At 65.1% G+C, this 21619-nt stretch carries 24 protein-coding genes; all 24 read left to right on the plus strand.

Features of this window, described 5'->3' with window-relative positions:
- The first annotated feature begins 52 nt into the window (after positions 1 to 52).
- The 24 genes from rplU to pyrH all read left to right on the plus strand — a co-directional run bounded on the left by rplU (position 53) and on the right by pyrH (position 21619).
- Positions 53 to 412 (plus strand): 50S ribosomal protein L21, encoded by a 360-nt coding sequence (rplU, locus tag B5G20_RS04285; protein ID WP_087355398.1) that lies wholly within the window; start codon positions 53 to 55, stop codon positions 410 to 412.
- A 35-nt stretch (positions 413 to 447) separates the two neighbouring features.
- Complete coding sequence (gene rpmA, locus B5G20_RS04290; protein ID WP_087355400.1) at positions 448 to 714, plus strand: 50S ribosomal protein L27; 267 nt, start codon at positions 448 to 450, stop codon at positions 712 to 714.
- A gap of 82 nt (positions 715 to 796) precedes the next feature.
- Entirely contained in the window at positions 797 to 2248 is a 1452-nt protein-coding gene (gene obgE / locus B5G20_RS04295) for a GTPase ObgE (protein ID WP_087355402.1), read from the plus strand.
- A gap of 16 nt (positions 2249 to 2264) precedes the next feature.
- Positions 2265 to 2933, plus strand: a complete 669-nt coding sequence (gene nadD / locus B5G20_RS04300; protein WP_239286871.1) for a nicotinate-nucleotide adenylyltransferase — start codon at positions 2265 to 2267, stop codon at positions 2931 to 2933.
- A 27-nt stretch (positions 2934 to 2960) separates the two neighbouring features.
- Positions 2961 to 3584 carry a bis(5'-nucleosyl)-tetraphosphatase (symmetrical) YqeK gene (gene yqeK, locus B5G20_RS04305; RefSeq protein ID WP_087355802.1) on the plus strand — a complete coding sequence of 208 codons (624 nt, stop codon included), beginning with the start codon at positions 2961 to 2963 and terminating at the stop codon, positions 3582 to 3584.
- Positions 3581 to 4039, plus strand: coding sequence for a ribosome silencing factor (gene rsfS / locus B5G20_RS04310; protein WP_087355406.1), 459 nt, complete (start codon positions 3581 to 3583; stop codon positions 4037 to 4039). The genes yqeK and rsfS overlap by 4 nt, the downstream gene beginning before the upstream one ends.
- Before the next feature lie 408 nt (positions 4040 to 4447).
- The gene (gene dinB, locus B5G20_RS04315) at positions 4448 to 5710 is read left to right on the plus strand and encodes a DNA polymerase IV (RefSeq protein ID WP_087355803.1); all 1263 of its coding nucleotides are present in this window, start codon (positions 4448 to 4450) and stop codon (positions 5708 to 5710) included.
- Positions 5711 to 6095: 385 nt separating this feature from the next.
- Positions 6096 to 6431 (plus strand): 30S ribosomal protein S16, encoded by a 336-nt coding sequence (gene rpsP / locus B5G20_RS04320; protein ID WP_087355408.1) that lies wholly within the window; start codon positions 6096 to 6098, stop codon positions 6429 to 6431.
- A 3-nt stretch (positions 6432 to 6434) separates the two neighbouring features.
- Positions 6435 to 6719 carry a KH domain-containing protein gene (locus B5G20_RS04325; protein ID WP_087355411.1) on the plus strand — a complete coding sequence of 95 codons (285 nt, stop codon included), beginning with the start codon at positions 6435 to 6437 and terminating at the stop codon, positions 6717 to 6719.
- A gap of 36 nt (positions 6720 to 6755) precedes the next feature.
- Entirely contained in the window at positions 6756 to 7280 is a 525-nt protein-coding gene (locus tag B5G20_RS04330) for a PRC-barrel domain-containing protein (RefSeq protein WP_239286888.1), read from the plus strand.
- Positions 7274 to 8107: a tRNA (guanosine(37)-N1)-methyltransferase TrmD gene (trmD, locus tag B5G20_RS04335; RefSeq protein WP_087355415.1), complete on the plus strand. Its 834-nt coding sequence runs from the start codon at positions 7274 to 7276 to the stop codon at positions 8105 to 8107. The genes B5G20_RS04330 and trmD overlap by 7 nt, the downstream gene beginning before the upstream one ends.
- Positions 8100 to 8660 carry a signal peptidase I gene (lepB, locus tag B5G20_RS04340; RefSeq protein WP_087355418.1) on the plus strand — a complete coding sequence of 187 codons (561 nt, stop codon included), beginning with the start codon at positions 8100 to 8102 and terminating at the stop codon, positions 8658 to 8660. Before trmD ends, lepB begins: the two co-directional genes overlap by 8 nt.
- A gap of 127 nt (positions 8661 to 8787) precedes the next feature.
- Positions 8788 to 9699, plus strand: a complete 912-nt coding sequence (locus B5G20_RS04345) for a glycine--tRNA ligase subunit alpha (protein WP_087355419.1) — start codon at positions 8788 to 8790, stop codon at positions 9697 to 9699.
- Positions 9700 to 11793, plus strand: a complete 2094-nt coding sequence (glyS, locus tag B5G20_RS04350; protein ID WP_087355420.1) for a glycine--tRNA ligase subunit beta — start codon at positions 9700 to 9702, stop codon at positions 11791 to 11793.
- A 163-nt stretch (positions 11794 to 11956) separates the two neighbouring features.
- Complete coding sequence (rplS, locus tag B5G20_RS04355) at positions 11957 to 12298, plus strand: 50S ribosomal protein L19 (RefSeq protein ID WP_087203723.1); 342 nt, start codon at positions 11957 to 11959, stop codon at positions 12296 to 12298.
- Between the two features lie 85 nt (positions 12299 to 12383).
- Positions 12384 to 13172, plus strand: a complete 789-nt coding sequence (locus B5G20_RS04360; RefSeq protein ID WP_087355422.1) for a ribonuclease HII — start codon at positions 12384 to 12386, stop codon at positions 13170 to 13172.
- Between the two features lie 172 nt (positions 13173 to 13344).
- Positions 13345 to 13878 (plus strand): YraN family protein, encoded by a 534-nt coding sequence (locus B5G20_RS04365; protein WP_239286872.1) that lies wholly within the window; start codon positions 13345 to 13347, stop codon positions 13876 to 13878.
- Positions 13875 to 15377, plus strand: a complete 1503-nt coding sequence (locus B5G20_RS04370) for a YifB family Mg chelatase-like AAA ATPase (protein ID WP_087355424.1) — start codon at positions 13875 to 13877, stop codon at positions 15375 to 15377. Before B5G20_RS04365 ends, B5G20_RS04370 begins: the two co-directional genes overlap by 4 nt.
- Positions 15374 to 16306 carry a DNA-processing protein DprA gene (locus tag B5G20_RS04375; RefSeq protein WP_239286873.1) on the plus strand — a complete coding sequence of 311 codons (933 nt, stop codon included), beginning with the start codon at positions 15374 to 15376 and terminating at the stop codon, positions 16304 to 16306. Before B5G20_RS04370 ends, B5G20_RS04375 begins: the two co-directional genes overlap by 4 nt.
- Before the next feature lie 51 nt (positions 16307 to 16357).
- Positions 16358 to 17686 (plus strand): methylenetetrahydrofolate--tRNA-(uracil(54)-C(5))-methyltransferase (FADH(2)-oxidizing) TrmFO, encoded by a 1329-nt coding sequence (gene trmFO, locus B5G20_RS04380; RefSeq protein ID WP_087355426.1) that lies wholly within the window; start codon positions 16358 to 16360, stop codon positions 17684 to 17686.
- A gap of 32 nt (positions 17687 to 17718) precedes the next feature.
- Entirely contained in the window at positions 17719 to 18756 is a 1038-nt protein-coding gene (locus B5G20_RS04385; RefSeq protein ID WP_087355428.1) for a tyrosine recombinase XerC, read from the plus strand.
- Between the two features lie 253 nt (positions 18757 to 19009).
- Complete coding sequence (gene rpsB, locus B5G20_RS04390; protein WP_087355429.1) at positions 19010 to 19780, plus strand: 30S ribosomal protein S2; 771 nt, start codon at positions 19010 to 19012, stop codon at positions 19778 to 19780.
- Positions 19781 to 19826: 46 nt separating this feature from the next.
- The gene (tsf, locus tag B5G20_RS04395) at positions 19827 to 20699 is read left to right on the plus strand and encodes a translation elongation factor Ts (protein ID WP_087355431.1); all 873 of its coding nucleotides are present in this window, start codon (positions 19827 to 19829) and stop codon (positions 20697 to 20699) included.
- 197 nt (positions 20700 to 20896) lie between these two features.
- Positions 20897 to 21619 carry a UMP kinase gene (pyrH, locus tag B5G20_RS04400; RefSeq protein ID WP_087355433.1) on the plus strand — a complete coding sequence of 241 codons (723 nt, stop codon included), beginning with the start codon at positions 20897 to 20899 and terminating at the stop codon, positions 21617 to 21619.

Here is a 21619-nt window from a genome sequence, read left to right on the forward strand (position 1 = left end):
GCTGCTAACATATCCGGCTGTTGCACTAACAGATGCATGAAGGGTCTAGAGAATGTACGCAATCGTTTCCACCGGCGGCAAGCAGTACAAAGTCGCCACCGACGACGTCATCACCGTCGAGAAGCTCGAGGGCGAGGTCGGCACCAAGGTCGAGCTCCCCGTCATCTTCCTCAACGATGGCAAGAAGATCGTCACCGACGCCGCAAAGCTCGCCAAGGCCAAGGTCACGGCCGAGATCGTCGACCAGTTCAAGGGTGAGAAGCAGCTCGTCTTCAAGTTCAAGAAGCGCAAGCGCTATCGTCGCCTCAAGGGTCATCGTCAGCAGCTCACCAAGCTGAAGATTACCAAGGTCCAGGCCACCTCGCGCGCTGCGAAGAAGACCGCTGAGGCCGAGGCCCCGGCAGCTGAGTAAGCACACGCCGTTCATTTGAAAGAGCAGGTACAGACATGGCACACAAAAAAGGACTCGGTTCCTCCCGCAACGGCCGTGACTCCCGCGCGCAGCGTCTTGGTTGCAAGCGCTTTGCCGGTCAGACCGTGACCACGGGCACGATTCTCGTTCGTCAGCGCGGCACTCACATCCACCCCGGCCTCAACGTTGGCCGCGGCAAGGACGATACGCTCTTTGCCCTCGTGGATGGTACCGTTCAGTATCACAAGGGCACCAAGCACCGCGTGAGTGTGGTTCCCGCCGCCGAGGCTGTCGAGGCTTAAGAGCTACCCTTCATAATTTGCCATAGGCCAGAGAGACCCTTGCGCGAGCGGGGGTCTCTTGTTATATGAAAGCGAGGGGACCGTGTCTCAGTTCACCGATCTCTCACGCATTAACGTAAAGGGCGGCGACGGCGGCGCGGGCTGCATGTCGTTCCGCCGCGAGGCGCACGTGCCCAAGGGCGGCCCCGACGGAGGGGACGGCGGGCGCGGAGGCGACGTCATCATCGAGGCGTCGTCACAGCTCTCCTCGCTCATTGACTACCGCTACAAGCACCACTTCAAGGCCGAGCGCGGCACGCACGGCCGCGGTGCCCGCAAGGACGGCCGCGACGGCGAGGACCTCATCCTCAAGGTCCCCGTGGGCACCGTCGTGCGCGAACTCGACCCCGATACCCAGGAGCCGCTCTTCGAGATCGCCGACCTCACCCACGATGGCGAGCGCGTCGTGGTTGCCCCGGGTGGCGCCGGCGGGCTCGGCAACACGCACTTTGTGACCTCGGTGCGTCGTGCTCCCGCCTTTGCCCAGCTCGGCGAGCCGGCACAGGACCATTGGATCGAGCTTGAGATGAAGCTCATGGCCGACGCCGCCCTTGTGGGCTTTCCCTCGGTTGGCAAGAGCTCGCTGATTGCCCGCATGAGCGCCGCACGCCCCAAGATTGCCGATTACCCCTTCACCACGCTCGTGCCTAACCTGGGTGTTGTGCGCGCCGGGGAGTACAGCTACGTTGTAGCCGACGTGCCGGGTCTTATCGAGGGGGCGAGCGAGGGCAAGGGTCTCGGGCACCAGTTCTTGCGTCATATCGAGCGCACCGCCCTCATCATGCACGTCATCGACATCACGGGCGGCTTTGAGGGGCGCGACCCGGTTGAGGACTACCACGTCATCAACGAAGAGCTCAGGCGCTACGCTACCGAGCTTGCCGACCGTCCGCAGATGGTCGTGGCCAACAAGTGCGACGTTTCGGGCATGGAGGAGCGCATAGCCGAGCTCAGGCGTGCGGTCGCGGCCGACGGGCGTCGTTTCTTTGCCGTCTCTGCCGTTACGGGCGCGGGCCTGCAGACGCTCATGCTCGCCGTCGGTGAGCAGGTGGCGGAGCTTCGTCGTGCACTTGCCGAGGAGGCGCCCGAGCCTGAGCTAAGCGATCGCTGGGAGCGTCGCCGTCAGGCGCGCGAGAAGCGGTTCCAGGTGGTCTGCGAGGAACCGGGCGTCTATCGCGTGCTGGGCACGCAGGTGGAGCGCCTCGTGGTGCAGACCGATTGGGATAACGAGGAGGCGCTGATCTACCTCCAGCACCGGTTTGCGCGCATGGGCGTGGACGATGCGCTCGAGAAGGCGGGGTGCCGCCCCGGCGACGAGGTGCGCATCGTGGGTCGTGCCTTTACCTTTGAGGGCGCCGAGGAGTACCTCGACGAGGTAGCGCCGGATGAGTCGCTCGCCGCGGACGACGCGACGCCTGCCGGTGAGGACGCCTTGGGCGACGCGGCCGATGGTATGCTGGGGCACGAGGACGCCGCGGGACCGGCGTCGGCCTAGGCGCAAGGAGGACGGCGTGAGCACGCGTTCGCAGCAGCTGCCCGAGCTCGGGCGGGATCCGGGTAGGGAGTACCGCCTCGGGATCATGGGCGGTACGTTCGACCCCATCCACTACGGGCATCTCGTTACCGCCGAGCAGGCGCGCGAGGCGCTCAACCTCGACCTTGTGCTTTTTATGCCAGCGGGGAGCCCCGCATTTAAGCAGGACCGAACCGTGACGAGCCCGGAGGACCGCTATGCGATGACGGTGCTCGCCACCGCGGCGAACCCCGCGTTTTACGCGAGCCGCTTTGAGATCGACCGGCCCGGCGTGACCTACACGGTGGACACCTTAAAGGCGCTTCGTGCCCACTACCCGGCCAACGTTCGTCTCTACTTCATCACCGGTGCCGATGCCATCCTCGATATCGTGAGCTGGCACGACGCTGCTTCGATCGCGAGCTTGGCCACGCTCATCGCCGCGACCCGCCCGGGGTACGACATCGAGCAGGCGCAAGCTCGCATCGCGCGCTCGGGCATTCACTTCGACGTCCGCTATATCCAGATCCCCGCGCTCGCCATCAGTTCCACCAACATCCGCGACCGCGTGAGGCTGGGCAAGAGCGCGCGCTATCTTACGAGTGAGTCGGTGATCGGGTACATGCACAAAAACGGGCTCTACCGCATGCCGGTGCCCGAGGGTTAGGAGGCTGCCATGAGCCGAGATTGGATGATGGGGGAGGACGGCATCTCTTTCCCGCCGGAGCAGGAAGCCGTGTGCGAGCGGATTCGCGGTTTGCTCGCGGTGCGAATGAAGGACGCTCCAAAGCGGCACCGGCATTCGCTCGGGGTTGCCCAGACGGCTGCCTCGCTTGCGGCTGTGTACGGGGTCGATGTTTTTGAGGCCTATGCCGCTGGCCTCGTGCACGACTGGGACAAGGTCCTCGCCGACGATGAGCTTGTGGCGCGTGCCATCCGCTACCAGGTACCCATCGAGGGCTCGCCTGCGCTCGCGACCCCGCTTCTGCACGGCCCCGTGGCCGCCCGCGAGCTCCCGGAGCTCTTTCCCGAGCTTCCCGCCGGGGTCTTTCAGGCGGTGGCGCGTCACACCACGGCCGCCTGCGACATGACCCCACTCGACATGGTGGTCTTTGTGGCGGACGCGATCGAGCCCAACCGCCGGGGCGACTATGCCGAGGTGCTGCGGGACCTTGTGGGCGAGGTGAGCCTTGACGAGCTCTTCTTCCGCTCGTTTACGCAGGGTCTTGTTTACGTGCTCGAGACCGGCCGATACCTGTATCCAACCGCTATCACCATCTACAACCATTACGTTCTGAACCAGAAAGGCAACGCATGAGCGACGAGATGATCGAGACCCAAACCCCTGAGCTTTCCGTGGACCGGGATGCGAGCTTTGCCGCCACGTCCGACCGCGGTGCCGCTTCGCTCTCGAGCCGTGGCGTGGACGCACGCGAGGTTGCCCTCGTGGCGGCATGTGCCGGCGATGATAAGAAGGCCGACGACGTGCTCGTGCTCGACCTGAGCCAGCTCTCCGACGTGTGCGACTACTTTGTGATCATGTCGGGCTCCAACGCACGGCTCGTCGATGCTGTGGTGGACGAGATCGAGGAGCGCGTAGCCAAGCAGTGCGGCGAGCACCCGTTCTCCATTGAGGGGCGCGACGAGCGCACGTGGATTCTCATGGACTACGGCTCGGTGATCGTACACGTCTTTACGCCCGAGGCGCGCGAGTACTATCGGCTGGAGAAGCTGTGGGCCGACGCTCCGCGGGTCGATGCTGCGGAGGCGTGAGGCACCCCATCTTGCCGCTCAGCTTCGGAGGCATGGCCCTTAGGCCTATGCCTCCTCACTTCGTGGCAACCTGGGGCACCTCACGTCTCCTCGCTTCCGTGACGGAACTAATATTTCGGAATTAACGGAAGGCCTATCCCTCCACCGTTTCGCGCCGACCTGGACCCTCTCTGGCCTCCTCGCTTCCGTGACGGATTAGGGATATGACCATTTTGGGACGGGGTTAAAATGGGTCACTTGGAACACGTCCCCAACTGACCCATCACGTCCCCAACTGACCCATTGACCGGCTGTGCCGTCGCTTTGTGAGGGCGGGGCGGCCGGTCTGGTTTTGTTGCTCTCAGCTGCTATACTCGATGCATGGATGCTATCGAACAGACATACGGTTCTGTGGATGCGCAGCTTGGCATGTCCGGGCTGTTCGCCGGGTGGGAGGGGCCGGCTATCGGCCTCATGGACCTCGATGCCTTCTTTGCGAGCGTCGAGCAGCTCGATCATCCCGAATGGCGCGGCAAGCCCGTGATCGTCGGCGGATCGCCCGACGAGCGGGGCGTGGTCTCCACGGCTTCCTATGAGGCGCGCCCCTATGGCGTCCACTCGGCCATGCCATCGGCGCAGGCAAAGCGGCTCTGTCCCAACGCCATCTGGACCCACGGGCACTTCGACCGCTATCGCGAGATGAGCGCAAAGGTCATGGCGATCCTTGCCGATGAGACCCCTTATATCGACCAGGTCTCCATTGACGAGGCCTTCTTTGACATCACCCCGGGTCGATTCTCGCGCGAGAGCCCCATCTCCATCGCGCAGCGCATCTCGGCGCGTGTTGCAGAGCTCGGCATCACCTGTTCGATCGGCCTCGGCTGCAACAAGACGGTGGCCAAAATCGCGAGCGAGCGCGATAAGCCCCGTGGCCTTACGGTCGTGCTCCCCGGTACCGAGGCGGCCTTTCTGGCCCCGCTTCCCGTGCGTGCCATGAGCGGTATCGGCGGCTCGGCGGAGACAGCGCTTAAGCGGGCCGGTATCCACACCTTGGGCGCGCTTGCGCAGGCACCCCTTGAGCGGCTGCGTCCCGTGTTTGGAACCAATGCAGAGGCCATGCGTCTCAGGGCGGCGGGCCGCGAGGTGAGCTCGGTCTCCGCGGTCGATGCGCCCGACGACGTCAAGTCGGTCAGCAACGAGCGCACCTTTGCCCACGACCTTACCGAGCGCGCCGACGTGGAGGCTGCGCTCGCCCTGCTGGGGGAGTCGGTGGGGCGCCGTCTGCGGAGGAAGGGCCTTGCGGGCCGTACGGTCACCGTCAAGCTGAGGTATACCTACGGCTCGGGCCACACCGCCCAACGCAAGCTCCCGCACCCCACCGATGACGAGAACCTCTTTGTGCCTGTGGCTCGCGAGCTTCTCAATACCATCTGGCAGCCCGGCATGCCGGTGCGCCTCCTCGGGGTGGGTGTGAGCGACTTTGCGCAGGAGGGCGGCGTGCAAACCGACCTGTTCTGCGAGGTGGACGAGCGCGGAGCCATGTCGAGCGATCGGCGCGACCTCGCTGTTGCCATGGACCGGGTGCGCGAGCGCTTTGGCAACGCCTCGGTGAGTTTTGGACGTGCGGCGCGCTTTGGGAGCGACATCGTGCGCCCGGACAAGTTCCTCAATCAGAACAAGCCGCGCGACTGACGCAGTCGCGTTGCCGATTTCCCCCTCACGCGCCTTTTGCCGTTCACCCACCGTTTGTGCCTTTCCGTTTTACCGTTCACGCGCCGTTTGTGCAGAATCGGGTCCCATAATGCGCAACGGGTGAGCAAATCGCGTTTTGGCGGCGTGCGTGATCGTAGGGCGAGCGTGCGCGGGGGGGGTGGCGGCCGCCTTGGCACGCTGGGGGTTCATCTGCCCACGACCCGCCCCTTGCAACTTCTCCAGAATCGCGTAATATGTGGTCCGCCTGCGGAAATCCCGAAGTTCCTGCGCGTTGGCAGGGCACAAGCCCATCCGTTGGCGTATCATTCCATCTTGTTTGTCTGTCGTTGCAGCCGCTTGGGCTGCCTGGTTGGAGGAGTTTTCATTGGCAGTCAAGATTCGTCTCGCCCGTCACGGCTCTAAGAAGCGTCCGTACTACCGTGTCGTGGTCGCCGATTCCCGTTCGCCCCGCGATGGTCGTCTGATCGAGGAGGTGGGCCGCTACAACCCGCTCACCAACCCCAAGACCATCGACCTCGACATCGAGAAGATCAATGAGTGGCGCGGCAAGGGCGCCCAGGTGACCGATGCCGTGGCTGCGCTCATCAAGGCCGCCGAGGAGGGCCCCAAGGCCGAGACTGCCGTTAAGAAGTCCAAGAAGCAGCTCGCCAAGGAGGCCGAGGCTGCTAAGGCCGCCGAGGCCGAGGGCGCCGAGGAGTAAGGCGTGTCTGAGGAGCTCACCGACGTGCTCGAGGGCGAGGAGTTGCTCTCCGATCGCATCGCCGATCTGGTGGAGTACCTCGTGGTGAGCATCGTCGACGATCCGGACGCCGTGAGCCTCGAGGTCATCGACCGCGCGGATGCCTCCACGATCGAGGTTTCCGTGGCCGAGTCCGATGTCGCCAAGGTCATCGGACGGCACGGTCGCACCATCAAGGCCATCCGCACGCTCGCGCGTGCCCTTGCGGCCCGTCTGGGGACGGCCGTTGAGGTCGAGGTTCTGGGTTAGAGTACCTTGCCTATCCGGTATCGAAATATCGCCCGTGTGGTACGCCCGCACGGCAAGCGGGGGGAGGTCGCCGTCGTTCCGGTGCGCGGCCTCCCTCTCGTTGTGCGTCGGGGGCTCACCGTGGCGCTTACGCCGCCCGCCCTCGAGCGCGACCGCTTCTGCACCGTGGAGGACGTGAGCGAGCTTGGGCGGGAGGCGCTCGTGCGCTTCTCGGGCATCGACTCCATGACCGACGCGGAGGCAATCGCGGGATGCTATGTGCTCGCACGCGACGCCGACCTCGACCTTGGTCCGCTCGAGGCGTCGGTTGAGGAGCTGCGCGGTCGGCCCGTGGTCGACGCCCGCTACGGCGCGCTCGGCACCGTGGTCGACGTGCTCGAGAATCCCGCCAACGACGTATGGGTCGTGGACGGTGGTCCCTATGGCGAGGTGCTCATCCCCGTGATCGATGAGGTCGTGGAGGAGCTTCCCGCCGACGGCACCATTTCCGTCCGCATCATGAACGGTCTGATCGACGTAGAGCCGCCTCGGAGCGCGGCGGGGGAGGAGGCGACATGCTGATCGAGGCCCTCTCGGTCTTTCCCGAGATGTTTGAGCCCGTGATGTCGACCTCCATCTTGGGCCGCGCGCGCCGTGCGGGTCTCTTTGACTTTTGCGCCTACGACCTCCGGGACTGGACGCACGACCGGCACCGCACGGTCGACGATGCCCCCTTTGGCGGCGGCCAGGGCATGCTCATGAAGGTGACCCCTATCGCCGAGGCGCTCGAGAGCATCTCTGCCGAGGGGCCGCGTCCGCACGTTGTCTTCTTCACCCCGTGCGGCACACCCTTTACCCAATCGGTTGCCGAACGGCTGAGCCATGAGGAGCGCCTGCTCTTTGTCTGTGGGCGCTACGAGGGAATCGACGAGCGCGCCTACGCCTTTGCCGACGAGCGTCTTTCTATCGGCGACTATGTGCTCACGGGCGGTGAGCTTGGCGCCATGGTCGTCGCCGACGCCGTTGTACGGCTCATTCCGGGGGCACTGGGCGACGAGATGAGCAACGTGGACGAGTCGTTTGCCACGGGCGCCGGTGGAGGCTTGCTTGAGTACGCGCAGTACACGCGGCCGGCGGACTTCCGTGGTGTTGAGGCGCCGGCGGTGCTGCTTTCGGGCGACCACGCCAAGGTCGCTCAGTGGCGGCGCGCCAACGCTATCGAGCGCACCTGTCGTTGGCGACCCGACCTTATCGCCACGGCCGACCTCACACCCGGGGAGCGGGCACGTGCGGAGGCTCTGATCGAGGAGCTGCATACCGGCGGTCAGGTTGTCCTGTGTGACGACGCCGAGACCGGGACACCTACACGGGCCGCTGCGCCCGAGATGTCGGAGGTGCGCCATGGATGAGCGCAGGGGCTTTTTCAGTGGTCTCATAGAGTGGATCGTCATCTTTATCATCGCGTGCGCGGTGATGCTCTTTCTTAGGGCCTTCGTGGTGGAGAACTACTACGTTCCCACCGGCTCGATGGAGCCCACCATCATGGTCGGCGACCAGGTGCTCGGGCAGAAGGTCACGCTCGGGCTCGGCCAGGGGGTTGAGCCTGGGCAGATTGTGGTCTTTGCCAACCCGACGGTCGACGCCGAGCATGACATCCTCGTCAAGCGCGTGATCGCCGTGGGCGGCCAGACGGTCGACCTGCGCGACGGCAAGGTCTACGTCGATGGCGTCGAGCTCGACGAGCCGTACGCGGCCGGTCTTACCTACGAGCTTCCGCAGCAGGCGCCTGGCGTCTCGGTGCGCTTTCCCTATACGGTGCCCGAAGGATACGTGTGGGTGATGGGCGATAACCGCGGCAACTCCGCCGACTCCCGTTACTTTGGCGCCGTGCCCGAGCGCAACATCATCGCCATCGCCTTTGTGCGGTACTGGCCGCTCGATCGAATCGGCTTCCTCGAGTAGCGCAGCTCGCGGACGGGGCACTTTGTCATCCTCATAAAACTCGCCGCTCATGGCCGTTTGCACCGGGCGCTTGGGCTACCATACCAACCGTTTCCTATCCACCACGTCGAGGGGACCGAAGAGGCGCATGAACGCATCTGCACTCACCTTCCAAGACATCATCCTCAAGCTCCAGCAGTACTGGGGCAGCCAGGGCTGCGTCATCATGCAGCCCTACGACTCCGAGGTTGGCGCCGGCACCTTCCACACCGCCACGACCCTTCGCTCGCTTGGGCCCGCTGCGTGGCGCACCTGCTATGCGCAGCCCTGCCGTCGCCCGGCGGATGGTCGCTACGGCGAGAACCCTAACCGCCTACAGCAGTACTATCAGTTCCAGGTGCTCCTCAAGCCGAGTCCGGCAAACTCGCAGGAGCTCTACCTCGACTCTCTCAAGGCCATCGGTATCGACCCGGCCGACCACGATGTTCGCTTTGTCGAGGACGACTGGGAGAGCCCCACGCTTGGTGCCTGGGGCCTTGGCTGGGAGGTCTGGCTCAACGGCATGGAGGTCACGCAGTTCACCTACTTCCAGCAGGTGGGCGGTATCGAGGTCGACCCTGTGCCGGTGGAGATCACCTATGGTCTCGAGCGCCTGGCCATGTACGTCCAGGGCGTTAATTCCGTCTACGACCTGGTGTGGAGCTATCTACCCGATGGCACCCCCATGACCTACGGCGACGTTTTCCTGGAGAACGAATGTGAGTTCTCGGCTTATAACTTTGAGGTTGCCGACGTGGCCATGATGCGCCAGAAGTTTGACGACTATGAGCGCGAGTGCCACTCCTGCCTTGCAGCCAAGCTGCCGCTCCCTGCCTACGACTGCGTCATGAAGTGCAGCCACGCCTTCAACATCCTCGATGCGCGCGGCGCCCTTTCGGCCGTCGAGCGCGCCAACTACATCCTGCGCGTGCGTACCGTTGCCAAGGCCTGCTGTGAGGCCTATCTCGCCGAGGTGGCGGGCAAGACCGATGATTGCGACCAGGAAGGGGAGGTGGCGTAAATGGCCGAGACCCGTGATTTCCTGTTTGAGATCGGCACCGAGGAGATGCCCTCTGCACCGCTCATGAACGCCGTCAAGCAGTTTGGTCCGCTTGTGGAGCGCGGCCTTTCCGAGGCCGGGCTCGCCCATGGCGAGGCGCGCGTCATCTCGTCGCCGCGCCGCCTTGCCGTGATCGTGGCGGACGTTGCCACCGCGACCGACGAGGTCCATGAGGTCAAGCGCGGCCCCGCGGCGTCCATCGCATTCGACGCGGACGGCAACCCCACCAAGGCGGCCGAAGGCTTTGCGCGCAAGTGCGGCGTGCCCGCGACCGAGCTTATCCGTCGCGAGGACACCGACGGTCGCGAGTACGTCTTTGCCGAGAAGAACATCCCCTCCGCCCCGGCCGAGCCTATCCTTTCCGCGCTCTGCGAGCGCGCGATCGCCGGGCTCGAGTGGCCCAACTACCGCAGCCAACGCTGGGGCTCCACGCACGAGACCTTCGTTCGACCGATCCGCTGGCTCTGCGTGCTCCTGGGGAGCGAGGTCGTGCCCGTCCGTTATGCAGACGTTGTCTCGGGGAATACCACTCGTGGGCACCGCGTGCTGGGGCCGGGCGAGCATGTCGTGGCCGAGCCCGCCGTCTACGAGCAGGTGCTCGAGGAGGCCGGCGTGCTCTCCGAGGAGCGCCGCCGCGCCGTCATCGCCGAGGGTATCGCACGCGTTGAGGCCGAGCGTTCGGGCGCGCACGTCGACACGCCCAAGAAGGTGCTCGACGAGGTCGTGAACCTCTGCGAGTGGCCGACGGTGCTCGTGGGACGCTTCGATGAGGAGTTCCTCGCCGTCCCGCACGAGATCATCTGCGAGTCGATGCTCTCCAACCAGCGCTATTTCCCCATCTACGACGCTTCGGGCGCGCTCACCCGTGAGTTCGTGGTGGTCGCCAACGGGCGCCCCGAGTGCGCCGAGACCATCATCGACGGCAACGAGCGCGTGGTCCGCGCCCGCCTCTACGACGCTAAATTCTTCTACGACGAGGACCTCAAGGTCTCGCTCGAGGAGTTCCGCTCGCGTCTGGCTGAGGTCGCCTTCCAGGAGAAGCTCGGGAGCGTCCTTGCCAAGTCTGAGCGCATCGAGGACCTTGCCCTCGCCATCGCGCACGAGGCGCGCGTGGGCGCCAACACCGCCTCCGACGCGCAGCGCGCCGCCCACTTCGCCAAGGCCGACCTCGTATCCGGCGCGGTGGTGGAGTTTACGAGCCAGCAGGGCGTCATGGGCGGCTACTATGCGCTTGCTGCGGGCGAGACGCCTGCGGTGGCCGCAGCCATTCGCGACCACTACCGTCCGCGTTTTGCCGGCGATGCCCTTCCCGAGGGCACGGCCGGTTGCATCGTGGCCGTGGCCGATAAGCTCGACACCATCGCCGGCATGTTTGCCATCGGCGAGCCCCCGACGGGCTCCAAGGACCCGTTTGCGCTCCGTCGCTCGGCCATCGGCGTGATCAACATCCTGCGCGAGCGCCTGGGCTGCGGCTATGAGGCCCTTGTGGCGGCCGCACTCCACGCGTACGCCGAGCAGGGCATCGTTTTTGATAAAGACGAGGTCGCGGTGGCCGTGTGCGGTTTTTTGAAGGGCCGCATGGAGCAGATGGCGCGCGACGCGCACGTGCCGGCCGACGTTGTGACCGCGGTCTCGGCGGGCAGCGTCTCCGCCCCGGCCGATTTCTTCGCGCTCGCCGAGGCGCTCCGCGACGCGCGCGAGAGCGACCCCGAGACCTTTGAGAACCTCGCCGTTGCCTACGCCCGCGCAAGCCATCTCGCCGATACGACGCTGGGTGTGGAGGTTGACGAGTCGCTTATGGGCGAGGCCGAGCGCGAGCTCCTCCTCGCTACGGACGCCGCCCGCGACGCCGTTGCGCTTGCGCTCGAGAAGAAGGATTTCGCTGCGGTCATCGCCTCGCTCGCGGCGCTCCGCGAGCCCATCGACCGCTTCTTTGAGGACGTCATGGTCATGGACGAGGACCCGGCGCTCCGTTCGAACCGCCTCAAGCTTCTCAACCGCTTCGAGACCGTCTTTGCCGACGTGGCCGACATGGGCGCACTCGCCAAGAAGTGAGAATCCGGGGACGGGTGCGTTTTTCTCACTTTTGAGAAAAACGCACCCGTCCCCATATTCTCACTTGCGTGCTGAGAACACTTGCGTATACTTATTTCGTTTGTCAGACCCATGTGTCGGCCCACGGGTGCGGCACCTCTGGAGTAAGAGTAAGGAACGAGAAATGGACTACATCCGCGCCATCGAGCGTCAGCAGATCCGCGAGGACATCCCCCAGGTCCGCGTCGGCGACAACGTCAAGGTGCATTACCGCATCAAGGAGGGCGACCGCGAGCGCATCCAGGTCTTCCAGGGTGACGTTATCCGCATGAGCGGCGCTGGTGCCCGCGAGACCTTCACCGTCCGCAAGATCTCCTTCGGCGTGGGCGTTGAGCGCACCTTCCCGCTTCACAGCCCCAAGATCGGCAAGCTCGAGGTCGTCCGTCACGGCCGCGTGCGTCGCGCCAAGCTCTACTACCTGCGCGATCGCGTGGGCAAGGCTGCGCGCATCCCCGAGAAGCGCTAAGCGCCAACCGCGTTGTTCTGTCTGGGCCGTCCTCAGGGGCGGCCCTTTCTTTTCTGCGTCGTCCGCACGTTCAGGGAGTGGTCCCATGGCAAACCAGCACACGTCGTCTTCCGCTTCGCAGATCGCGGGCGAGCTTGCGAGCGCCTCCTTTGAGGAGATTCCCGCGCTTGTGGCCCGCTATGCAGACGACCCCCGATCGCAGGTGCGCAAGGCGTGCGAGCGCGCGGAGCGTCGCCATGCTAAGGAGGAGGGCGAGCGCGAGCGGGTACGGGGGATGTACGCCACCATGCGCGACCTCGGTGGTTCGGGCGTTGTGGTGGGAGTCGACGAGGTCGGCCGCGGCTCGGTGGCGGGACCGCTCATGGTGTGCGCGGTCTGTCTCCCCGATGAGCCGATCATCTGGGGGCTCAACGATTCCAAAAAGCTATCTGCCGCACGGCGCGAGCTTTTGGCCGAGGAGATTGCCGAGCACGCCATCGCCATCGGCTTTGGGCAGGTGCCGGCAGCCGATATCGATAGCATGGGCATGGCACAGGCCCTCCGGTGCGCCGTGGCCGACGCCGTGGCCGATACGGGGCTTACGCCCGACTGCGTGCTTATGGACGGCAACCCGCTCCATGCCGTCCCCGGGGAGCGCGACGTGGTGCACGGCGACGCCACCGTGGCCTGCATTGCCGCCGCCTCGATCGTGGCAAAGGTCACCCGTGACGAGCTCATGGTGGAGCTCGATGCCGAGTACCCCGGTTATCACTTTGCTCAATCCAAGGGTTACGCCTCACCCGAGCATATCGCCGCCATCAAGGAGCGCGGCCTTACCGAGCAGCACCGCGTGAGCTTCTGTGGAAACTTTCTGGAGACAGCCTCGCTCTTTTAGCGACGCGTTGTGGATGCTTGCGCGGTTTGCCGTGTATTTTGATAGCTCTTAGCTGCACGGTTAGAAAAGGGAGAATCCTGGTTAGATTTTGGTCAGACCTGTGCCAGAAACGGTCAGGTATCTGTCAGATTGCCCGTGGAACATGTCCGTACCTTCAACGAGAGGAGCGGACATGGAACGTCGACGCACGATGCGCGAGCAGTGGGACCTGGAGGACATCGACTTTGAGGATGTCTTCTCGGTCGATGACCCAGACACCGACGAGTCGGAGGACGGTATCCTCGATGACCCTGCCGGACCAGACGAGTTGGGCGTTCACAGCCTAACACCTGGTGAGCTGGGGCGCCTTGGGGAGTCTGTGGCGGGGATCTTCCTCACGCATGAGGGATACGAGCTCATCGAGCACGGGTACCGATGCCCCGAGGGCGAGGCGGACTATATCGCCTACGACCCGGTGGAGGAGTGCGTCGTCCTCGTGGAGGTTAAGACGAGGCGCGCGCGAAGAATCCCTTCGGAGTCGTACCCCGAGGAGGCGGTCGATGCGCGCAAGCAGCGCCGATATCGCCGGATCGCCTCGTGCTACCTTATGGACAACTTTCCCGTGCCGGCCATACGCTTTGACGTGATCGGCGTCACCTTTGTGGGGTCCCATGTGGTGGACATCGTCCATCGCTACGAAGCCTTCGATTGGGAGTGCGACCGGTGAGCGGTGGGTTCGTGGCGATTCACGCGGCGTTTCTGCGGGGTGTGGAGGCGCTGCCCGTTACGGTGGAGGTTTCGCTCGCCGGCGGCATCCCCTCGATTCACCTTGCCGGGCAGCCGGACCTTTCCGTTAACGAGGGGCGGCTGAGGGTGAGAAACGCCCTGCGCTCCGCAGGCTATGAGATGCCGCGTCAGAGCATCGTGGTCAATCTCGCCCCCGGCGATGTACGTAAATCGGGATCAGGGCTCGACCTTCCCATGGCGGTGGGGATTCTCGCCGCCTCAGGCCAGATTCCCCTTAACGGGCTCGACGGCGCGCTCTTTGTGGGCGAGCTTGCGCTCGATGGTGCGGTGAGCCCTGTGCGGGGCGAGGTTGCCTATCAGCTGCTTGCACGCGAGAGCGACCTTACGCTCGTCGGGGCATGGTCTTCAGAGCACGTCTCGCTCGAGGGGGTGCGGACGGGATACCTTTCGAGCATCTCGCGTCTTCGCGCGGGGGTTGCCGCTGCTGTTGCGCCCTTTCCCGAGCGGGATGAGACGCCGCTGCGCCCGACGCCACTCGACTTTGCTGATGTGGTGGGGCAGGAGGTCGCCAAGCGCGCCTGTGCCATCGCTGCAGCCGGTGAGCTCGGGCTCCTCATGGTGGGTGCGCCCGGGTCGGGCAAGACCATGCTCGCCCGCCGGATGACGACCATCCTGCCGCCGCTCGATGAGGAGCTTAAGCAGGAAGCGCTCTGCATCTATTCGGTGGTGGGAGAGCCTATCGAGGGGTTGCTTGCCGGAGAACGACCGTTTCGGAGCCCGCACCACAGCACCTCGTCGGCCGGGCTCATTGGCGGTGGCAGGCCCGTGCGCCCGGGAGAGGTGAGCCTGGCACACGGCGGGGTGCTCTTTCTGGACGAGCTGGCCGAGTTTCCCACCAACGTGCTCCAGATGCTCCGGCAGCCCATCGAGGAGGGGCATGTGCGGATCGTCCGCGCCGACGGGCTCTACACCTTCCCCTGCGCCTTCCAGCTGTTGGCGGCGAGCAATCCCTGCCCCTGCGGTTATCTGGGCGATGCCGAGGTGTCCTGTACCTGCAGCGCCACGGCGATCGAGCGGTACCAGGCGCGTCTTGCGGGGCCGCTCATCGACCGCATCGACATTGTCATGGATATCGCACGCCCAGACCCCGACCTTATCCTTCGGGGCGAGGAGGGGCTCACCTCTTCAGACCTTGCCGCGATGGTCGAGCGCGGACGGGCGTTTCGGTCGTGGCGCCGTGCGCGCGAGGGAGATGTCGAGGCGGAGCGCGTGCTCGATCCGGCGCTTGCGGACTACCGGCTCGATGATGAGGCGTCCGACCTCGCCCTCTCCATTGCGCGTGCGAGCCACCTCACGGGGCGCGGGCTTGCGCGTCTCTGCAAGGTCGCGCGCGCGATCGCAGACATTGACGAGTCGGAGCGCATCGGACGCTCGCATCTGCTCGAGGCATCAATCTACCGGGGAAGGAGGGCTGCATGATGGGGCTTGGCGCACAGGGTGACGGATGGGTTATCAACTGCGGCGAGGACGGGTATCCGAGAATGCTCGAGGACCTTTCCGACCCGCCGGCGCGCATCTATGGGCGGGGGCGGTTATCTGCCCTGATGGAGCCCTGCTTTGCGATTGTAGGGACGAGGCGCATCACGCCCTATGGCGCTGCGCTCTGTGAACTCGCGGCGAAACTCGCGGTCGAGAGCGGGCTCACCGTGGTCTCTGGCGGTGCGATCGGGTGTGACCAGGTGGCTGGGCGCGCGGCACTCGATGCGGGCGGGGTGCACATCGTTGTCCTCGGCACGGGGGCAGACGTTGTCTATCCCGCCCGGAGCGGGCCGCTCATCGAGCTTGCGCTCGCGCGGGGCGGGGCGGTCATCTCCCTTGAGCCGTGGGGGATGGGGCCGCGGCGGTATGCGTTTCCCAAACGCAACCGGGTCATCGCGGCGCTCTCACAGGCTGTCTTCGTTGCAGAGGCGGGCATGCCTTCGGGTACTTTCTCCACGGCGGAGGTTGCCGGCGCCATCGGGCGCGAGCTCCTCGTGGCTCCGGGTTCGGTGTTCTCGGCGGAATCGCGCGGGACCAACTATCTCATCGAGGCCGGGGCGACGATCATCCCCGATGAGGAGGCCCTCTCATGCGCCATCTCGCGTATCTACGAGACGCTTCGGACGCAGGCGTTGGGGCATACCAAGCCCGTTGGCGCCACGGCTGAGGAGCGAGAGGCCATTCGCGTTCTCACGGCAACGCCGCTCAGGGCAGACGAGGTTGCGCGAGCGCTTTCTCTCGATACTCGTGCGTGCCTCGAGCTTTTGAGTGCACTCTCGGTGCAGAGCCTCGTGGAGCGAACGGTCGATGGACGTTACGCGGCGTCGAGCATCGCGCTCGCCGCACAGACCTCGTTTGGGGCACAATGAGGTGCACGATTCCGAGGCGGTCCGCCGCCGTGGCAGAAAGGTGGGGGAGCGATGTCTTTTGAGACCGTGACCGTGGTGGGTGGAGGCCTTGCCGGCTCTGAATGCGCGCTGGCGCTCGCCGCGCGCGGCGTGCCCGTTCGGCTCTTTGAGATGCGTCCCGGCACGCAGTCCCCGGCGCACCATACGGGCCATCTTGCGGAGCTCGTCTGCTCCAACTCGCTCAAGGCAACGCGTCTCGATTCTGCCGCGGGACTCCTTAAGGAGGAGCTCCGGCGCATGGGCAGCACGCTCATCGCGTGCGCGGAGGAGGCTGCCGTCCCGGCAGGTGGAGCGCTTGCGGTCGACCGCGAAGCCTTCTCGCGCGCGGTGGAGGAGCGCGTTGCGGCTGAGCCTTTCATCGAGGTTGTGCACGAGGAGGTGACCTCCATCCCCGAGGGTAGGGTTGTCATCGCCGCGGGCCCGCTGTGCTCTCCCGAGCTTGCCGCTCGGGTGCAAGGACTTGTGGGCGGGGAGGCGCTCTCGTTCTTCGATGCCGCGGCACCCATTGTGGACGCTGCGACGCTCGACCGCTCGGTTCTCTTCACGCAGTCGCGCTACGACGATGCCGCGGGCGGCGACTACCTCAACGCCCCCTTCAACAAGGAGGAGTATGAGCGCTTCATCGACGAGCTTCTCGCCGCCGAGCGTGTGGTGCAGAAGGACTTCGAGCGGCGGGACCTCTTCCAGGCGTGCCAGCCCATCGAGGAGGTGGCGCGCACGGGGCGCGACGCGGTGCGCTTTGGCGCGCTCAAGCCCGTGGGGCTCACCGATCCGCGGACCGGGCATCGTCCTTGGGCAGCGGTTCAGCTGCGCGCGGAGAACCGCGAGGGCACCGCGTACAACCTCGTCGGTTTTCAGACCAACCTCACCTGGCCCGAGCAGCGGCGTGTCTTCCGCTTGATTCCCGGGCTCGAGCAGGCGGAGTTCTTCCGCTATGGCGTGATGCACCGCAACACCTTCGTGGATGCGCCGCACGTGCTCGATCGCACGTTTGCGGTTCCGGGCACGACGGTGCGCCTTGCCGGGCAGATCTGCGGAACGGAGGGGTATGTGGAGGCGATTGCCTCGGGGCTCCTCGCTGCGCTCAACACGTATGCCGAGCTTATCGGTGCGCCGGCAGTGGAGCTTCCCGCTACGGGTGCCCTGGGCTCCCTCGTGGCCTATGCGACCGACCCCGCCACGCAGGGTTACCAGCCCATGCATGTGAACTTCGGTCTCGTGCCGCCGCTTACGGATGGCAAGCGCCGCTCCAAACGCGACCGCTACGCTGCCTACAGTTCCCGTGCGCTGGCAGACCTCGATGCCTATCTCGCCACCCGCGGGGACGTGTTCCGGTCGTGAGCGGCTCTGTAGGCGAGACTGCCCGCGTAGGGATGCCGGCAGACCAAGGGTTGAGCGGCGGCTTGCCGGAGGTTCAGGCGGCTGGTGATACGCCGGATGGTGAGGTCCCTCGAGCACGGGGGGCTTCGCCCACGGTCGGATCGGGCGCATCGGGGGATGCGGCGTATCTCCAAGCGCTCGACGGCTTTATCGCCTACATCTCGCGCGTCGCGGGGCTTTCTCCCGAGACTGTCCGTGCCTATGAGGGGCATCTCGAGGCCTACGGTGCTTGGGTCGCGCGAGCGGGGGTAGACCCGCTCAGGCCGAGCGTGCGCGAGCTCAGACGCTACCTCGCCGACTTCCGTGCCGCGCGGTATGCCCCGCGCACCGTGGCCGCGCACCTTTCGGCGATCCGGTCGTTCTTCAAATGGTGCGAGCTCGAGGGAATCGTCACCGCGTCGGTGGTCTCCACCATCCAGACGCCCAAGATTCCGCAGACGCTCCCCAAGACGATCGAGGGCTCCCAGATGGACCGCCTCCTTGCCGCGCCCGACCTCACCTGTCCGGAGGGGCTCCGCGATGCCTGCATGCTCGAGCTCTTCTATGCCACGGGCGCCCGCATCTCGGAGCTTGCCGCGCTCGACCTTGAGAGCTTCGACGCCTCTGACCGTACAGTCAGGCTCTTCGGCAAAGGGTCCAAGGAGCGCGTAGTGCCCGTCTACCGGCGCGCTTTCGATGCCATGCGGCGCTATGTGACCGAGGGTCGGGGAGAGCTTCTTGCGGGGGCTGGGCGTCACGAGAACACGGCCGGGCTGCACGCGCTCTTCATCTCCCGGCGGGGCAACCGTATGGATGCGGCGGCACTGCGGTATCGCTTTCGGGCGCTCGCCCGAAAGGCGGGGCTCCCCGCGGACATCACGCCCCACGCGATGCGCCACACCTTCGCGACCGATCTCCTCGCAGGCGGCGCAGACCTGCGGAGCGTTCAGGAGCTTCTTGGCCACGCGAGTCTTTCCACCACGCAGCTCTACACCCACCTCACGCCCGAGCGACTCAAAGCTGCGGTTCACCAGGCTCATCCGCGTGGGTAGGGCGTACGCTGTAGGCGCGCTGGGCACGGCCCAGCGCGAGGTTGCGGTTCTCGTGACGAAACCGTCGCGACCCAAATTCTTACCTTGGAATGAGCCGCGCAACCTGCTATCATTTCGACCGTTGCCGCAAGGCAGCGCGTATTCATCACACACGTGCGGCTACTTTCGCGCCGTGGTGCCCAGAGCTGGTAGCACTATCTGGGTGGCGACGGGAGGCTGACCCCGCACGGAGGCGAACCACAGGAGGTTTGACATGGCTACCAAGATCAACATTCGCACGCTCCTCGAGGCCGGGTGCCACTTCGGTCACCAGACCCGCCGCTGGAACCCCAAGATGAAGCCCTACATCTTCGGTGAGCGCAACGGCATCTACATCCTCGACCTCAAGCAGACCATCATCAACGCCGACCAGGCCTACACCTTCCTGCGCAACGCCGCCAAGAGCGGCAAGGTGCTCTTCGTCGGCACCAAGAAGCAGGCTCAGGAGCCTGTCAAGGCCGCGGCTGAGCGTGCCGGCATGCCCTACATCAACCAGCGCTGGCTCGGTGGCATGCTCACCAACTTCGTGACCATCCGCTCCCGCATCAACCGCATGGAGGAGCTCGAGGCCATGGTCGCCGACGGTCGCATGGCGGTTCTGCCCAAGAAGGAGCAGGCTGTCCTCGGCAAGGAGCTCGCTAAGCTCCAGACCAACCTCGGTGGCGCTCGTGACCTCAAGACCCTTCCGGCCGCTCTCTTTGTGATCGACACTAAGCGCGAGGAGAACGCCATCAAGGAGGCCCGCCGTCTCAACATCCCGGTTGTCGCCCTCATCGACACCAACTCCGACCCCGACGAGGTCGACTACGGCATCCCCTGCAACGACGATGCCATCTCCGCCGTCACCCTTATGTGCGAGCTCATGGCCGATGCCTGCCTCGCCGGTGCCGGCAAGGAGCAGATCTCTGAGGCCGAGATGGCCGGCACCGCTCCGGCCGAGGAGGCCGCGCCTGTCGCCGAGGCCGCTGCGGCCGACGCCGAGTAAGACGCTTAGACGCAACGACTCACTTCTATCTCTGAAAGGACAGAACATGGCTCAGATTACCGCCGCTATGGTCAAAGAGCTCCGCGAGATGACCGACTCTCCGATGATGGAGTGCAAGAAGGCTCTCGTCGAGGCTGACGGCGACATGAACGCCGCCGTGGACATCCTCCGCAAGAACGGCCTTGCCGCTGCTGCCAAGAAGGCCGGTCGCGAGACCAACGAGGGTGCCGTGGGTGCCTACGTCTCGGCCGACGGCCGTGAGGGCGCGCTCGTCGAGGTCGCCTGCGAGACCGACTTCGTGGGCTCCAACCCCAAGTTCACCGGCTTTGCCACCAACGTGGCCGAGATCGCCGCTGCCAACGAGCCGGCCGACGTCGACGCCCTTCTCGCCTGCACCATGGCCGGCGAGACCGTCCAGGCTGAGCTCACCGAGCTCATTCACACCATGGGCGAGAATATGAAGATCTCACGCTTCGCTGTGCGCAAGCCCGCTGCCGGTGCCGTTTCGAGCTACGTCCACATGGGCGGCAAGATCGGCGTTCTCGTTGAGTTCTCCTTCGAGAAGCCCGAGACCGCCGAGGCCGAGGCCTTTAAGACCTTTGCTCACGACGTTGCCATGCAGGTCGCTGCCACCGCTCCCATCTGCGCTGTTCGCGAGGACGTTCCGCAGGAGACCATCGACCACGAGGTCTCGATCTACAAGGCGCAGGCTGCCGAGTCCGGTAAGCCCGAGGCCATCCAGGAGAAGATGGCTGTCGGCCGCCTCGAGAAGTTCTACAAGGGCGTTGTGCTCAACGAGCAGGAGTTCATCAAGGATTCCAGCATGACCATCTCGCAGTATGCTGCCAAGGTCAGCAAGGAGCTCGGCGACACCATCAAGGTGTGCGGCTTCGATCGTCTCGCCCGCGGCGAGGAGTAAGCGCTAACACATCGCGCAGGAGGGGAGGGGCCTTCGGGTCCCTCCTTTTTTATGCCGCTGAGGGGTGGCTTCCTCAGGCTGTGCACCGCCATGCGGTGGGGGCTCGGTAAAATCCGGCCCTTCACGCTCGCGGCATGCCCCTTCGGTGTTCTTTGCTAGAATGTTACAAGTTATACCATCGGGTAAGGAGGGACCCTGTGTCCGACTACCAGTACCAGCGCGTGCTCCTCAAGCTTTCTGGCGAGGCACTCATGGGCGAGGGCGACTACGGCATCGACCCTGCCGTCACCGACCGGCTCGCCCGTGACATCAAGGCCCTGCACGATGAGGGTCTTCAGATCGGCATTGTCGTCGGCGGCGGAAACATTTTCCGCGGTATCGCCGGCGCTGCGGGTGGCATGGACCGCGCGCAGGCCGACTATATCGGCATGCTCGCCACGGTCATGAACGCACTTGCCCTCCAGGATGCCTTCGAGCGGGTCGACTGCTCCTGCCGCGTGATGAGCGCCATCCAGATGAACGAGGTTTGCGAGCCCTACATTCGCCGTCGCGCGATGCACCACCTTGAGAAGGGCGATATCGTCATCTTTGCCGCCGGTTCGGGCAACCCCTACTTCACTACCGATACCGCCGCGGCGCTCCGCGCCTGCGAGATCGACGCCGACTGTCTCATCAAGGCCACCAAGGTTAACGGTATCTACGACAAGGATCCTGCCAAGTTTGACGATGCGGTGCGCTTCGATCGCATCTCCTACCACGAGGTCCTGCTTCGCGGGCTTCAGGTCATGGACTCCACGGCCACAGCCCTTTGTCAGGACAATCGCATGCCCATCATCGTCCTCAACATCGAGGGCGAGAACCATATCAAGCGCGCCCTCATGGGCGAGGCCATCGGCACCGTCGTCGTACAGGAGGATTAG

Origin of the sequence: Collinsella sp. An7, from assembly GCF_002159335.1 — a bacterium.
Lineage (GTDB): Bacteria > Actinomycetota > Coriobacteriia > Coriobacteriales > Coriobacteriaceae > Coprousia.

Coding starts and splice junctions, on each gene's coding strand:
- rplU (WP_087355398.1), top strand. CDS start 53: ATGTACGCAATCGTTTCCACCGGCGGCAAGCAGTACAAAGTCGCCACC.
- rpmA (WP_087355400.1), top strand. CDS start 448: ATGGCACACAAAAAAGGACTCGGTTCCTCCCGCAACGGCCGTGACTCC.
- yqeK (WP_087355802.1), top strand. CDS start 2,961: ATGGGGGAGGACGGCATCTCTTTCCCGCCGGAGCAGGAAGCCGTGTGC.
- rsfS (WP_087355406.1), top strand. CDS start 3,581: ATGAGCGACGAGATGATCGAGACCCAAACCCCTGAGCTTTCCGTGGAC.
- dinB (WP_087355803.1), top strand. CDS start 4,448: ATGTCCGGGCTGTTCGCCGGGTGGGAGGGGCCGGCTATCGGCCTCATG.
- trmD (WP_087355415.1), top strand. CDS start 7,274: ATGCTGATCGAGGCCCTCTCGGTCTTTCCCGAGATGTTTGAGCCCGTG.
- lepB (WP_087355418.1), top strand. CDS start 8,100: ATGGATGAGCGCAGGGGCTTTTTCAGTGGTCTCATAGAGTGGATCGTC.
- B5G20_RS04345 (WP_087355419.1), top strand. CDS start 8,788: ATGAACGCATCTGCACTCACCTTCCAAGACATCATCCTCAAGCTCCAG.
- glyS (WP_087355420.1), top strand. CDS start 9,700: ATGGCCGAGACCCGTGATTTCCTGTTTGAGATCGGCACCGAGGAGATG.
- rplS (WP_087203723.1), top strand. CDS start 11,957: ATGGACTACATCCGCGCCATCGAGCGTCAGCAGATCCGCGAGGACATC.
- B5G20_RS04360 (WP_087355422.1), top strand. CDS start 12,384: ATGGCAAACCAGCACACGTCGTCTTCCGCTTCGCAGATCGCGGGCGAG.
- B5G20_RS04365 (WP_239286872.1), top strand. CDS start 13,345: ATGGAACGTCGACGCACGATGCGCGAGCAGTGGGACCTGGAGGACATC.
- B5G20_RS04375 (WP_239286873.1), top strand. CDS start 15,374: ATGATGGGGCTTGGCGCACAGGGTGACGGATGGGTTATCAACTGCGGC.
- trmFO (WP_087355426.1), top strand. CDS start 16,358: ATGTCTTTTGAGACCGTGACCGTGGTGGGTGGAGGCCTTGCCGGCTCT.
- B5G20_RS04385 (WP_087355428.1), top strand. CDS start 17,719: ATGCCGGCAGACCAAGGGTTGAGCGGCGGCTTGCCGGAGGTTCAGGCG.
- rpsB (WP_087355429.1), top strand. CDS start 19,010: ATGGCTACCAAGATCAACATTCGCACGCTCCTCGAGGCCGGGTGCCAC.
- tsf (WP_087355431.1), top strand. CDS start 19,827: ATGGCTCAGATTACCGCCGCTATGGTCAAAGAGCTCCGCGAGATGACC.